12 protein-coding genes are annotated in these 13,206 nt (G+C 59.9%); 9 read left to right on the forward strand and 3 right to left on the reverse strand.

Features of this window, described 5'->3' with window-relative positions:
- The first annotated feature begins 74 nt into the window (after positions 1–74).
- Positions 75–671, forward strand: coding sequence for a hypothetical protein (locus tag ACX12D_RS15425; protein WP_459371790.1), 597 nt, complete (start codon positions 75–77; stop codon positions 669–671).
- A gap of 618 nt (positions 672–1,289) precedes the next feature.
- Here the strand turns inward: ACX12D_RS15425 and ACX12D_RS15430 are convergent.
- Complete coding sequence (locus ACX12D_RS15430; protein WP_459371791.1) at positions 1,290–1,913, reverse strand: OST-HTH/LOTUS domain-containing protein; 624 nt, start codon at positions 1,911–1,913, stop codon at positions 1,290–1,292.
- Positions 1,914–2,050: 137 nt separating this feature from the next.
- Positions 2,051–3,037 (reverse strand): hypothetical protein, encoded by a 987-nt coding sequence (locus ACX12D_RS15435; protein WP_459371792.1) that lies wholly within the window; start codon positions 3,035–3,037, stop codon positions 2,051–2,053.
- Positions 3,038–3,426: 389 nt separating this feature from the next.
- Between ACX12D_RS15435 and ACX12D_RS15440 the strand changes: the two genes are divergently transcribed.
- Positions 3,427–3,885: a hypothetical protein gene (locus ACX12D_RS15440; RefSeq protein ID WP_459371793.1), complete on the forward strand. Its 459-nt coding sequence runs from the start codon at positions 3,427–3,429 to the stop codon at positions 3,883–3,885.
- A 1,112-nt stretch (positions 3,886–4,997) separates the two neighbouring features.
- The gene (locus tag ACX12D_RS15445) at positions 4,998–5,801 is read left to right on the forward strand and encodes a lipid II flippase Amj family protein (RefSeq protein ID WP_459371794.1); all 804 of its coding nucleotides are present in this window, start codon (positions 4,998–5,000) and stop codon (positions 5,799–5,801) included.
- A 181-nt stretch (positions 5,802–5,982) separates the two neighbouring features.
- Here the strand turns inward: ACX12D_RS15445 and ACX12D_RS15450 are convergent, their stop codons facing one another.
- Positions 5,983–7,209: an FAD-dependent monooxygenase gene (locus tag ACX12D_RS15450; protein WP_459371795.1), complete on the reverse strand. Its 1,227-nt coding sequence runs from the start codon at positions 7,207–7,209 to the stop codon at positions 5,983–5,985.
- A gap of 139 nt (positions 7,210–7,348) precedes the next feature.
- Here ACX12D_RS15450 and ACX12D_RS15455 point away from each other — a divergent pair, with 139 nt between their 5' ends.
- The 6 genes from ACX12D_RS15455 to ACX12D_RS15480 all read left to right on the forward strand — a co-directional run bounded on the left by ACX12D_RS15455 (position 7,349) and on the right by ACX12D_RS15480 (position 13,205).
- Complete coding sequence (locus tag ACX12D_RS15455) at positions 7,349–8,266, forward strand: LysR family transcriptional regulator (protein ID WP_459371796.1); 918 nt, start codon at positions 7,349–7,351, stop codon at positions 8,264–8,266.
- A gap of 346 nt (positions 8,267–8,612) precedes the next feature.
- Positions 8,613–9,251, forward strand: coding sequence for a hypothetical protein (locus ACX12D_RS15460; RefSeq protein ID WP_459371797.1), 639 nt, complete (start codon positions 8,613–8,615; stop codon positions 9,249–9,251).
- Positions 9,252–9,471: 220 nt separating this feature from the next.
- On the forward strand, positions 9,472–9,780 hold the full coding sequence (locus ACX12D_RS15465) for an SgcJ/EcaC family oxidoreductase (protein ID WP_459371798.1): 309 nt from the start codon (positions 9,472–9,474) through the stop codon (positions 9,778–9,780).
- A 204-nt stretch (positions 9,781–9,984) separates the two neighbouring features.
- Complete coding sequence (gene fusA, locus ACX12D_RS15470; protein ID WP_459371799.1) at positions 9,985–12,033, forward strand: elongation factor G; 2,049 nt, start codon at positions 9,985–9,987, stop codon at positions 12,031–12,033.
- 40 nt (positions 12,034–12,073) lie between these two features.
- Entirely contained in the window at positions 12,074–12,865 is a 792-nt protein-coding gene (locus ACX12D_RS15475) for an alpha/beta hydrolase (protein ID WP_459374036.1), read from the forward strand.
- 40 nt (positions 12,866–12,905) lie between these two features.
- Positions 12,906–13,205 (forward strand): hypothetical protein, encoded by a 300-nt coding sequence (locus ACX12D_RS15480; RefSeq protein WP_459371800.1) that lies wholly within the window; start codon positions 12,906–12,908, stop codon positions 13,203–13,205.
- Position 13,206 lies beyond the last annotated feature (1 nt).

The raw sequence follows: 13,206 nt of genomic DNA on the forward strand, positions 1-13,206 counted from the left end.
GATCGGCTGTTAGATACAATGTAAAGCTCAATAAGGAAGAGACGATGATACGGCCGCGAAATGCAATAATTCGAGTGATCTTTACCTTGGCAGTTGCGTTAACCATGATGCTTACTGCCGAGAGCCGAGCCGCCCAACTGGCGGCGAAGAATGCCTCGGTAGCGGTACTTATCAATCAAGGCGACGCTTTTGAGTATGTCCGCAAGCACGAGGCGTCAGTATTGACCGCCCTTCAGCAGGGGCGAGTACTGCGCGCGGAATTTCGTGACTTTTGGCCAACTAAGGATCAGACCTATCACCTAGACTACGACTACGTCAACGATGGCGGACTCGCGCTGAATTCACACCTGTATGTGACACGGAGCCCCTATATCGCCAAGCGAGTTCTAGCGGACGTTGTCCGTGGCACCCTTGAGGGCGCTAAGAATTCTTCTCAATCTGGGGTGCAGATCACACCGATAAGTGGGTTGGAGGGATGGCAGCAAGAAGTAACGGCTTTTCATGTGACCGCCGCTGGCCGGCCCTTCGGTATTATTGCCGTATTTCGGCGCGGAGCAAACGTTGCGATGGTGAGCGTGCTTGGACAGGCAGCTCCAAAGAACGTACAGGCGTTCAAGGTTTTCATGCAAGCCAAGGCTGATAAGATGCTTGGTTTCGTCCCCGAGTTCTAATCTCTACCTCAGGCCCGGCCATCAGATGGCCTCACCAAGAAGTTACTGGCTGCCATATGCTCTTCTTCGCCGAAACCGATTTGACTGGCTACTTTAAGAGGCTGAATGTGAGCTTCTTGACGAGCCTTTCCTGCTTCGCATCTATTGCCCTAGCAGTTTATACATCTACCAATGACGCAGATCAGCTTGGCCCACTTGGGGTAGTTCTGCTCGCAGGTGTCGTCGCCTTCTGCTACTACTTGTTCTTGTTGGATCACATCGCTTTCCGCTTGAAGAAGAATGGCAGCCTATGGGTCGTGGGTTCCCTTGTATTCGGGCCGGTAGGTTTTGTCATCGGATACGCCAGGATTTTTCTGGCTGTTCGCCGATATCTTGCGAGCGGTAGCAAGTAGCCCCGGCCCACGCAGAGAGAAAGGTCCATCTCGGGAAAGCGGACGGGAGCTAAGGGCAACTCGGAGGATCAGGGCTAGACGGCAATAGTGCGAGCACTCAGGCGGCGGCTGGCTAAGGGCGGCCGGTCGCACTTGAGACTTCAGCTTGGCTACACTTCCCTGGTGCAATCGCGTGCCGCATCTTGCCGTATGAGGGTCTCGCTCTCATTTAGTCCTCGCAGCGGCCTCACCTGGGCTTCAGGTAGAGCTGCTTCTGAGCTTGGCCGGGCACCGCGCGCTCTTCCGTCACGAAGATGTCCTGACGCGACCTCACCAGATCGGATCGCTTCCTGAACCCATAGACCCGGGAGTCAAAGTCCAGCTGCAGTTTCGTGAGGTAACTGCCAAAGGTGCCCAAATGCGCCCAGCCATTCCCGTCGGACGACTGGTCGAGCGCGGAACGCATGAAGCCCTGCGGAAAGCTCGGCGCCGCGGCTTGGGTAACGGCAGCCGCCAGTGGTAATGCAGGAGCCACTAGGGACTCGGGCTTGGCCGCATCCGGCGTGGATTCCGCCGGCGCAGGCCGCAGCAACTCCGTGAGCACGAACTTGTTGCAGGCATTCCGGAACCCATCCGGCGGCTTCTGTTCCCCAAAGCCCAGCACAACCAGCCCCTCTTCCCGAATTCGGGTCGCCAGCCCGGTGAAGTCGCTGTCGCTTGTCACGAGACAGAAGCCATCGAAGCGCCGGGTGTACAGCAAAGCGGACGTAGTAGTGGTCGAGGCGTTGAGGCCCGGGAAATGCGTGGCCGGATCATGCAGCAGGCCAGGCGGAGGGCCAATATCCCGCTTGGCCTCAGCATGCCGGCGCACGCCGGCGAATGTCCTCGAAATCCGGCGGCGGGGCGTGCCGCATCAAGCGCGGGCCGGCTTGCGATACCTGCGCCATCAAGGTGGGCCATTCAGGAAGCGAACGCCATGGCTTCCATGCTCTGTGGCACGCCAGCGCCCTACCCGGGCTCGCGTGTGCCGCAAGGCCGCCCGCCCAGGCCTTGCAAGGCCTCAGCCAGTGGCCGATTGCCGTTGCGGACCGCTTCGTCATAGGGCGTCGCGCAGCCCGGCCCAGGGGCCACCCTGCCATGGATGTCTGCACCATGACTCACCAGAAAGCGCGCCTGCTCCTGGCTTGCTAGCTGACATTCCTTCCATTGGCGCTCAAGGAACTGCGTGGTTCGATGGGCATCCTCCTGCCGCTTGCAGTTGCGCGCCAGCTGGAGCAAGACACCGGCCCGTCCCTGCGCGGGCAATGCATCGGGCGACGCGCCATGGGCCAGCATCGTTTCTCCCAACTGATACTGGCCACGCTGCACCAGCAGTCCGTAGGCGGTATCGTCCTTGTCGGGCAGATTGGGGTCTGCGCCGTTGTCCAGTAGTCGTTGCAGCGCATCGACATCTTCGGGGCGTGGGGGGATCCCGGCGGAGATGTTCTGCTTCACGAACTTGGTCAGGTTCACCGCCCTGGCGGATGCACCGTGCGCAAGCAGCAGTTTCACCAGCTCCAGCCGCTTGTCCCTGTAGAGAGAATGCCGCTCGGCCAACTCTTGCAGCAAGGTGTTGGGGTGCGCTTCGTTGATGTCCGGCGCGCGGTCGGCCAGGTAGGCCACGACGGCCAATTGCCGCGGCCGGATCGAAGGTTCGCCACTGCTGTCCCGATAGTAGTAAACCGTGCTTGCCAGGACGTCGAAAGGCTTGGCAGCGTCGGGGTGCATCTGAAGCAGCCATTGCAGTCGTTCGAGCTCGCCCTGCCTGGCCGCGTCAAGGATCAGTTCGCGGGCACTTCTTGGGGTCAGTGCCTGCACTGCCATCAGGCTGCCGCATAAGACCAGGCCGAGGGGGCCATCGCACAGTTGGCCATCGTTGGAGGCTTGAGCTGCGGGCTGCCAGGCTCCAAAAATCAGGGCGGTCACCAACGTTGGGATCAGGCGGAAGCGATTCATCGGAAGTTTGAGGTCCGTCGGAATCGGTGGACGCCAACGGTCAATCGGTGACTTGAATTAGATAGTTACGCTGCGTGCATGTGAACAGACCCCATGTAACTGCCGCGGGTACCCTGCCTGGATACTAGCGCGATATCGGCGTGGTATCGTGATGCAGGACGGAGTATGCCTTATCCAGGACGGTAAGAAGATGATCAACGCGTTTTTTGGGGAGCACTGGGCGGCCCGTTTTTGCCTACGTTGCAGCGATACTCTGATCGATGAGCATGCTTGCGCTGGTGCGCGGATCAGTGGCTCAGTTCGGCCAGGAACCGCCACTCGACATGCTGGCCTAGATTGCACACAATCCGAAACTACAGCCTATTTTGCTCTCAGGGAAAGTTCGAGTCATGTTCAAGAAAGAACCAAAAATCTCAGTATCGAAAATGCAGCTCAGCCGGGACTATTCTTTCATGTACGAGAACTTTGTCATTCTGACGCAGAGTAGCGCGTATCTCTTGCTTGAGAAGAGTGGCAATAACGTATACGCCCTACACTTTGACTCGCCCCATTGTAAGTACGGTGGCCCAAACGATGAGGCGCATGGCGGGCATCCTCTGGCAAAGCACGGACTAGGGCTCTATGGGCTATTTGCCGTTGATAACTCGCCATGGGTTCAAGAGAGGATGGTCGCCAATCGCACACATCCCCGACACTCTGACGCCATGTTTAGCCGCTACAGGCACTACATTGCATGTTTCAAAGACGTGAAGTTCGAAAGTATGTGCCAAGAGGTTAGAGAGGTCATTCTTTCCGAGAGTGAACTTGAGGAAATTTTTAAAAGAGAACTGCTCTCAATTGAGAGCTAATAACAGTTCATGGTTTATTCGATGTTAGCCCTGGGCAACTGCAAGAATCTGTGCAGGTCTGTGTTTCGGCAGCGAATGACCGCCAAGGGCGAGAGCTAAGAACCGTAACCGCCTGGGTACGGAAGCTCACGACGCTGGCGGCCGACTGGCCCCAGGCGAGTGACCTCCAAGTTCCGAGTTCGGCCAGAAACGGCCCTTCGACATTGTTGCAAAACTCAAGCGGGGCCGGTCTTGGTGACCGGCCCCGTTTGTTTTGGGACCGCCGGCTCGGCCACGGTCGAGCAGACCGAAATTAAGCGGCGGAGCCTTCTTCGCTTCCCGACGGCGCACGCCACAGGAGAATAGCGAGGCCAAGACAGTAAGGGACGAACATCATGGCCAGGCCTTTTGTCGCCAGGTGGTGTGGCGAATGGAGAGGCCAAAACGCGAGGGTGACGAGATACCACAACACCGAAAGCGGGGGGAGGCAAAGCGCGGCGGCACAAAACTGCCGGGTCTTTGGCATCGCGCGGGGCCAAATTCTCGCAACGATAGGAGGCAGCCAGAATGGCAGTGCAAACAGGAGGCCAACGCCGACCCAGAGAGCAACTGCACGGGGATCATGGTAGAGCACGAGTCGGCGAAAGTCCCAAACCAATCCAATCGCGCCAAATACAACGAAGCAGAGAAGCCCGAGAGCTGAGAGTGAAAAACTTCGGAATAGGGACATGTGGCCTCCTTCGAGCCGTAGCGTGGTATTCCCCATAAAACTCCGCGACCGCCAAGACGATTCCCTCAAGTGCGATCGATGGCGAGGCCTCGGCATCTTCATTCCGGCGTCATTTTAGGTACCTGCCGGCAGGTAGAGATACGTCGAGCATGCAGTATCTGGTGATACCTTGTTTTCTGAATGTCTCCTTTCACACATTCCAGAGGGCCGCTTCGGGTCGATCAGAGACGGTCGCGGTTTCGCGGCGGCTATCGGGCCGAGATCGGCCAGGAACGGCCGTTAGATCGGAAGCGCAGGTCTGTTTAGGGACTGAATCCGTAGGAGGGCATCTGGTAAAGTGCCGCAGCAGTCCTAGATTCGCAACGAACCTGCCGCCGCAGACAAGAAAAGGAAGGCCATACCGATGGATCTCCAGCTCTTCTTCATCTGCTTTCTCACTTTTGTGATCCACCTGATCGGGACGTTGGCCTATTCCATCCGAATTGCAGGTGTTCGCACAGGACGCATCGCCGTCTCCTTTGCGCTGTTCAGCGTGATGATGCTCGTTTCCCGTACTTCCAACTCCTTCCTCGGTCCATTTTTGGCCAAGCGTGTGGAGACAAACCTTATGGGGGAGAGTACCGGGAATTTGGTGATGGATTTTAGATGGTTACTGATGGCCGCCGCACTGGCGACGCTCTTCGGCGCCTTCCTCATCCCGACCTTTCAGCGCGTCTTTAGCAGGGCTGTTCTCCACTTTCAGGCTCATCGCTCAATCCCAAAGCTAATCCTGCATGGATTCTTCAAGGGAGGCATCAGCTATATCAAAGACGCGGCCACGGTGCCAGCGAAGGCGAACATCGTCGCTGCGCACCGGGGGCACGGTATAGCACCGTCGGTGATCTGCCTCAACATCATCTCTGTCGCACTGTGGACTGTCGGGGTTTTTGCGTCGTTATACGCAGGTTATCTCGATCCGAACGTGAGGGTCACCTCAAGTACGTTGTCGTCGATCATCAATGGAGGTGCGACCATCGCGATGGCGCTGTTCATCGACCCATATATGTCTGCGATGACCGATGATGTCGTCGAGGGGAAGGTTACCCAGTCGCAATTCAGGAAGGCCGTGGTTTGTCTGGTCGGAAGTCGGCTGGCAGGTACTCTGTTGGCGCAACTGCTCTTTGTCCCCGCAGCGGGCGTAATTGCCTACGTTGCGGCGATACTCTGATCGATGAGCTAGGCTTGCGCAGGTGTGCGGATCAGTGGCTCAGTTCGGCCAAGAGCAGAAATTTGCAACGATCCGTCTGCCAAAGGCCATCTGGTTCTGCTAGTGTGAAAGATACAGGCCAACAGTTCACCGCGAGGAGTCTCACTGCTGGAGACTCCAACCGTTGTTTAGTTTGGCGCGGTCATTCAGGAGCGTACAGACTGCTGACACCGGCACCATCCACAGGCATGCCGCCTGCATAGAGTGGCATGGGCAATCCTTGCGCCCATCCCTCAGCCAATATCTGTACATCACGGACAGGATTGGATGCCTTGGCCCGCTCGTTGCGGATGCGACAGGTTTCTGGGTCAGTCGCAAATAGGGCGCGTGCAAAGATCCGTCCCTTTTCGGCCAGCTTGGTCGTCTTGGGACTGCGGATCTCTGTGAATTGCTGGAAGACTTCGTCCAAGCTACCGCCTGTGCCCTCCAGGCACCGAGCCAGATGCCATGCATCTTCCAGTGCCTGGCAGGCACCTTGCCCCGATGTCGGCAAATGCGCATGCGCTGCATCTCCAATCAGCAGCACATTTGCCCGACTCCATGCATGCAGTGGTTCCAGGTCATGCACCGCAATCAGCCGGATGGCACGCGCAGGCGTGGCCCGAATGATGCGGGCGACAGGCTCGGGCCATCCGGCGAACAGTTCCTCCATCTCCTTGCGCATTTTTGAGGTGGAGGTTTCCCCAGGCAATGGCCGCGCCTGCGCTGCTGCCCAGTAGAGCAAATCGCTCCGGATCGCCACGCATCCGAAGCGCTTGCCCGCCCCCCAGAAGTCCTGAATCGCGATGTCGTCGACCAGCGCACTTTGTCCCTGCGCCACGCCGATCCAGTTCACGAAGCCCTGGTAGATCGGCGTGTTGTCACCCGCAACAAATTTGCGCGCCACTGAATCCATACGGCCGTCGGCCCCGATGAGCAAGTCCGGGCGGATGCTCACGCCGTTCTCAAAATGGGCCACGGCCCTGCCATGGGCATCCAGATCAATGGCCGCCGCCCGGTGTCCGAACTCCACCGGGATGCCTGCCCGCGCCGCATGCTTCAGCAACACCTCCTGCAAGTCCCGGCGCAGCACCGTATGGGTCGGATACCCCATCATCCGATCCAGTAATGCAATGTCGACGCCTCCCAGAGCGTTGCCTGCGTCATCGTAGCGATGCGCTATCACAGGCCGGCCACCAACAGCCTCAATGTCTCGCAGCAATCCCAGTTCTTTCAGTACAAAGCCGGCATTGGGCCAGAGCGTCACGCCAGCTCCCATAGTTGCAGGCTCCGCCCGGCGCTCATAGACACGGGGACGGTACCCCTGCTTGTGCAAGGCTAGTGCCACGCTCAGCCCCGCAATGCCGCCGCCAAGTATTCCAATTTCCACGCTGAAGCTCTCCTTCTCAAGCTGTCCTGATGCACGGCCAAGAGTGACTCATCGGACAAGAAGGGCATCTTAGATTCCACCAACGCGGAGAACTAGTGTGCAAAAATGGGGAGATTTCATACCTCAAACGGGATAATCAATGCGCGATGCACTCGATCTGAATACTGTCCGTGTCTACGCGGCAGTCGTCGATGAGCAGAGCTTCGCTGGCGCATCACGCCTGTTGGCCATGCCCTCGTCGAATGTCAGCCGCCACGTCGCAGCACTGGAGCGCAGACTCGGTGTACGCCTACTGGAGCGAAGTACCCGCCATCTGCGCATGACGGAAGCCGGCCGGCTGCTCTACGAGCGCGCAAAGCCCTTGCTCGACACCTTGCTCTCCACGGAGGAAGAGCTTGGCGTGGTAAAGCGCGAATTGCGCGGTCCTCTGAAGATGTGCATGCCTGGCGAAGCGCCAAGGCTGCTGGCTCCCATCCTCGCCGAATTCTGTAGCCTCCATCCCGGCATCGAGCTGGAATGCGATACACGGATGACCGGACTGGAAGTGCTTCGAGAGGACGTCGACCTTTCTATCGTCTTCCATCGGGGTCATCAGGAGGACAGTGCCTTCATCACCCGCGAACTCGCCACACTGCCCAGCATCGTGGTCGCCGCTCCCTCCTTGCTTGCCAAGACTGGAATGCCACGCTACGTGCGTGAGCTGAAATCTCTGCCCTGCATCACCACCCTCAGTGCACTGAAGGGCCAGCCCTGGCAGTTTCAGGACGCTGCGGGCGAAATCGTCAAGGTGCCGGTCCGTAGCCGCTACCGCGTCAACAGCGGAGAACTGGCCGTGGCAGGCGCACGGCAAGGCATCGGTTTCGCGATTGTGGCGGCTTACCCATGTCAGGAAGATCTTGCCGCAGGCCGATTGCAAGAGGTGACACTGGACCTATGTCCTGCGCCGTTGCGATTGCTTGGTGCCTACAGCCACCGGCATTCCGTAACAGCGCGTGTGCGGGCATTGCTGGAATTAATTCAGATGAGGTTAGGCGAATTGGGCAACCTCGCGAGGTGAAATGCGCGATGCATCTGAATCGCCGAATGTCTGCAATGGGTTGCGGATTCAACCGGTCAACGCAACAGGCGGAGGTCAACAGGCGGAGGTCGCTTGCCGGCCACAAGCAGTCATCCGAGCGGTACTGTCGCACGCCCTGACAGCCCTTTTCTTATCAAGAGCAGCCGGGTTGCGTCGACGGTATGAAAAAAACCCATGACTTTTACGCGGCAGCCTTTATCGTCTCCCTTGGCTTGCTAGTAGGTGCAAGTGGCTACCCCTTCCAATGAGGGGTGTCAGCCTGCAAAACATCTGTTACAAGATTCGTGGTCGGATAAGGACTCCAAATTTTCCAGACAGACAACGAATGAAACATAATTGGACCGCTGCATCGGAGATAAAAAAAGCGGGTGCACTAGCCTTGGCTCTTGCTACGACCGGATGTGCGTCGGGCTTGTACCAGGATGCAACAGGCCCCGATACGGCGAAGCTCCGCATCAAGATGGAGCCCCCCGTGGTCTCCAACCTTTTAGTGGCGTCGGTGGACGTCGAAAAATGCCAACAAGCAGGTCTCTTCGCTTGGGTCGCAGGCGGCCGGGACGATCTTTACGAGAAACGTGTGGGCATGTTCGATCCCCTCCCGCCAGGGGAGGAAGGCTCCCTTGAATTCGTAATTCCGGCTGGCAAGCCAGTGGCCGCACGACAGATAATTCATAACGCGAAAGCGAGCTTCGCTGAGATACTGTTCATTCTTAATCCTGTGATCAGCCAGCAAATCCGCGACAGGCAGCCGGGAAAGTGCCCTGCGCCGGTCCTGATTCCCAAAGCGGGCGAACAGTACGAGATTGCGTACACCGTTCTACCCGAATTCTGCTCTACCCGAATCTTTCAGCTAACGCAGACACAGGACGGCGTGGCACGAACCGACATCACGAGCGCTGCACACCTCGAGGTCATCGACATATCTGTTGGCGAGATTGCATGCGTCAAGGCTACCTCACAATGACACTGCGACACTGCTGCGTAGTCAATGACGGCACCTGATAGCGCGGATATCCGTTCCAAGCGTCCCTAAAAATTAGCACTTCCCGAACACTTTGGCTGTACGCCCTACAGCCTTTGAATTGGAAAATTCGAGAGGCCGCTTTGGGTTGCGGATTCAACCGGTCAACGCAACGGATTGATGGAATCGTTCAACCGGCGACCTCCCCACAGTCCTGGACCTGATGACCGACGACGTCATCTTCATGGTCCCCGGCCAGCCGCCCTTCGGCAAGAAGGAGTTCGCCGCAGCCTCCGAAAGCATGAAGAACCTCCAGATCGACGGCTCCTACGACATCCAGGAAGTCCAAGTCCTAGGCAACTGGGCCTACCTCCGCAACCATATCTGCATGACCGTCACGCCGCCTGGCGGTAGCCCTGCCGTGCACCGCTCCGGCTACACGCTGACCATCCTGCGCAAGGACCCCGACGGCCGTTGGCGGCTCACCCGCGACGCGAACCTGCTGGCAGCGGAAACGGCAGCGACCCCGTGACGACGGCGTCGCCAAGTGAATTGCAGGAGCGAAACGTTCATTGTGCAGCGCACTAAAAAAGAAGCTCCTGCTCACAATCCCCTTCCACGCACCCCACCACGTACACCGTCGCTACCCCGCCCCAGATCAGGATTCACCCCACATGGCGTTCCCACCCCATATCGCCAATAATGATCTCACTGCCATTGCCGGACGAGGGCGACCATGCTTTATAGTCCCGATGCAATTCGTACCGTCGCCCTGCTGGGGCACGCGGGGTGCGGCAAGACCTCCCTGGTCGAGGCGCTGCTGCACAAGGGAGGTGCGCTGCACATGCCTGGCAGCGTCGAGCGCGGCACCACAGTCTGCGATTTTGATCCGCTGGAGCGCAAGTACCACCACTCGCTCACCACCGCGGTGGCCCACCTCCACTATCGCGACACCCGCATCTACCTGCTGGATACGCCCGGCTACCCCGATTTCTCCGGGCTGTCGATGAGCGCCCTGGCGGCGGTGGAGACGGCCGCCATCGTCATCAACGCGCAGACCGGCATCGAGATGACGACCCGGCGCATGATGGCCTGGGCGCAGGCGCGCAAGCTGTGCCGGATGATCGTGGTCAACGGGATCGACAAGGAGAAGGTGGATCTGCCCACGCTGCTGGCCGATATCCAGGAGGCGTTTGGCAAGGAGTGCTTGCCGATCAACCTGCCGGCGGGGCGAGGCGGCGAGGTGGTGGATTGCTTCTTTAACCCGGCCGGCGAGGCGGATTTCCTGTCGGTGGCGTCGGCGCACGAGGCGCTGGTCGATCAGGTGGTGGAGATCGATCCGCAGCTGATGGAGCTGTATCTGGAGCAGGGCGAGCAGATTGCGCCGGAGCAGTTGCATGCGCCGTTCGAGCGGGCGCTGCGCGACGGCCACCTGGTGCCGATCTGTTTTACCTCGGCGGCCAGCGGGGCCGGTATCGCGGAGCTGCTCGATGTGTTTGTGCAGTTGCTGCCCAACCCGGCCGAGGGCAATCCGCCGTTGTTTAACCGCGATGCGGGCGAGCGCCAGGTGGCGATTCGCGCCGAGCCGGTGCCCGACAAGCATGTGCTGGCGCATGTCTTCAAGATCACGATGGACCCGTATCTGGGCAAAATGGCTGTGTTCCGCATCCACCAGGGCACGGTCACGCGTGACAGCCTGCTGTTTATCGGCGATGCGCGCCAGCCGTTCAAGGTGGCGCATCTGCTGATGCTGCAGGGCAAGGAGCGCGTTGAGGTGTCGCAGGCGGGGCCGGGCGATATCTGCGCCGTGGCCAAGATCGACGAGATTGCCTTTGATGCTGTGCTGCATGATGCCAGCGAGGACGGCAACATCCACCTGGCCCCGCTGGACTTTCCTACTCCGATCTACGGCCTGGCGATCGAGCCGTCGCGCCGCGGCAACGAGCAGCGCTTGTCAGAGGTCCTGCAGAAGCTTGGCGCGGAAGACCCTTGCCTGCGCATCGAGCATCCGGCGGGCACCAATGAAACGGTGATACTTGGCCTGGGTGAGCTCCAGCTGCGCTGCGCGCTGGAGCGCCTGACCGGCCAGTACAAGCTGGAGGTGGCGACGCGGCCGCCGAAGATCGCTTATCGCGAAACCATCGGCGGGAAAGCCGAGGGGCATCATCGCCACAAGAAGCAGACGGGCGGCGCCGGCCAGTTCGGCGAGGTGCAGCTGCGCGTGGAGCCGCTGCCGCGCGGCACGGGCTTCGAGTTTGTCGATGCGGTCAAGGGGGGTGCGATTCCGGGCCAGTTCATTCCCGCTGTGGAAAAGGGCATCCGCCAGGTGCTTGAGTGCGGGCCGCTGGCGGGCTTTCCGATGCAGGACGTGCGCGTTACCGTGTTCGATGGCAAGAGCCATTCGGTGGATTCGAAGGAGGTGGCGTTCGCGGCCGCAGGGCGCAAGGCCTTTATCGAGGCCGTGCTCAAGGCGCGGCCGAGCGTGTTGGAGCCGATCGTGGATATCGAGGTGACGATGCCCGAGGCGGCGATGGGCGACATCATCAGCGACCTCTCCGCCAAGCGCGGCCAGGTGCGTGGCACGCGCACCGCGGCAGGCAATAGCGTGCTCGTTGCGGGACAGGTGCCGCTGTCGGAGTTGAACGACTACCAATCGCGCCTGAACAGCATCACAGGTGGCCACGGCAACTACACGATCCAGCTCAGTCACTACGAAGCCGTGCCGCCCGCCCAGCAGCAGCTGATGGCGTCGCAGCATAAGGCGCATGGCAGCAGCGTGGACTGAGCGGATGCCAGGATACCGCGATGCCCCGATGGGCATCGCGATGAAGACTGCCGGGCTTGCGCTATGGCTCGGCTGTCTTCTGCCGTCCCCTGCCCTTGCGGCGCTGCAAGACCAGTTTCTGTATTTCCCCGCCAAGGCGGCGTTGCCGGAGTTGGTTGCTGGCGGGCTAAGGGCGTGGCCGTCTTCGCAAGACTTCAAAGGCTTGCTGGCCGAGCCCACCGGGTCAGTGCGTGCCACCGCGATTGTGTTCCATGGCAATGCCGGACATGCCGGTCACCGTAGGGCATACGCCGCAGCGCTGGCACCGCAGGGCGTGCGCGTGATCCTTGCCGAGTACCCGGGCTACGGGCCGCGCCCGGGGCCGCTGGGCGAAGTCAGCCTTGTGGCCGATGCCGAGCAGATCATCGCGCAGGCCTATCGGCAATACGGCGCCCCGCTGCTGGTGATCGGCGAATCGCTGGGGGCCGGCGTTGCTGCCGCGGCCGCAGCGCGCCAGCGGGACAAGACGGCTGGCCTGATGCTGATCACGCCGTGGGACACGCTGCGGCATGTTGCCGGCTACCACTATCCCTGGCTGCCGGTGTCGTGGCTGCTGCGAGATCGCTATGACAGCGCGGCCAACCTGGCGCGGTTCGACCGGCCGGTTGTGGTGGTGGTTGCGGAGCGCGACAGCATCGTCCCGGCGCGCTTTGGCGTGGCATTGCATGACGGGCTGGCGGCGCCTCGGCAGTTGCGTGTGGTGCCTGGTGCCGAGCACAATGATTGGTTTGAGCGGGTGGACGTTGGCTGGTGGCGCGATGCCGTTCGTTTTTTGCTTGGGGGGGCGGATTGAATTGGCGCTGCCCAATCCCCCACCTGGACAGGAGAGAATTTTGAAAATTGACGGAGCGTGGATAGTCACCGATGCGCAAGCTTTTGGCGGCATGGTTGTTGGCCCAATCACCGTTGAGCCGACGGGCAGCCTTGAACTCACTGGCATGTGTTGCTCTTCAGTGCTAGTCCGCGGCACTGCCGTCATCTCCGGCATGATCTCAGGTGATCTGCTGGTGGAAAGCGGGACAGTGGAATTGCGCGGAATGGTCGCGGGCTCAGTATTTGAGAATGGCGGGGAGTTTAAAGCCTCGCCGTCAGCCATGATTGCTGGCAAGCGCGTCAAGCGGACAGCGCTTTAGT

This window comes from Cupriavidus sp. PET2-C1 (genome assembly GCF_054515855.1).

Bases quoted from the DNA above. Each gene is read 5' to 3' on its own strand.
- ACX12D_RS15435 (WP_459371792.1), bottom strand. From the start codon at position 3,037: ATGAATCGCTTCCGCCTGATCCCAACGTTGGTGACCGCCCTGATTTTT.
- ACX12D_RS15440 (WP_459371793.1), top strand. From the start codon at position 3,427: ATGTTCAAGAAAGAACCAAAAATCTCAGTATCGAAAATGCAGCTCAGC.
- ACX12D_RS15445 (WP_459371794.1), top strand. From the start codon at position 4,998: ATGGATCTCCAGCTCTTCTTCATCTGCTTTCTCACTTTTGTGATCCAC.
- ACX12D_RS15455 (WP_459371796.1), top strand. From the start codon at position 7,349: ATGCGCGATGCACTCGATCTGAATACTGTCCGTGTCTACGCGGCAGTC.
- ACX12D_RS15460 (WP_459371797.1), top strand. From the start codon at position 8,613: ATGAAACATAATTGGACCGCTGCATCGGAGATAAAAAAAGCGGGTGCA.
- ACX12D_RS15465 (WP_459371798.1), top strand. From the start codon at position 9,472: ATGACCGACGACGTCATCTTCATGGTCCCCGGCCAGCCGCCCTTCGGC.
- fusA (WP_459371799.1), top strand. From the start codon at position 9,985: ATGCTTTATAGTCCCGATGCAATTCGTACCGTCGCCCTGCTGGGGCAC.
- ACX12D_RS15475 (WP_459374036.1), top strand. From the start codon at position 12,074: ATGAAGACTGCCGGGCTTGCGCTATGGCTCGGCTGTCTTCTGCCGTCC.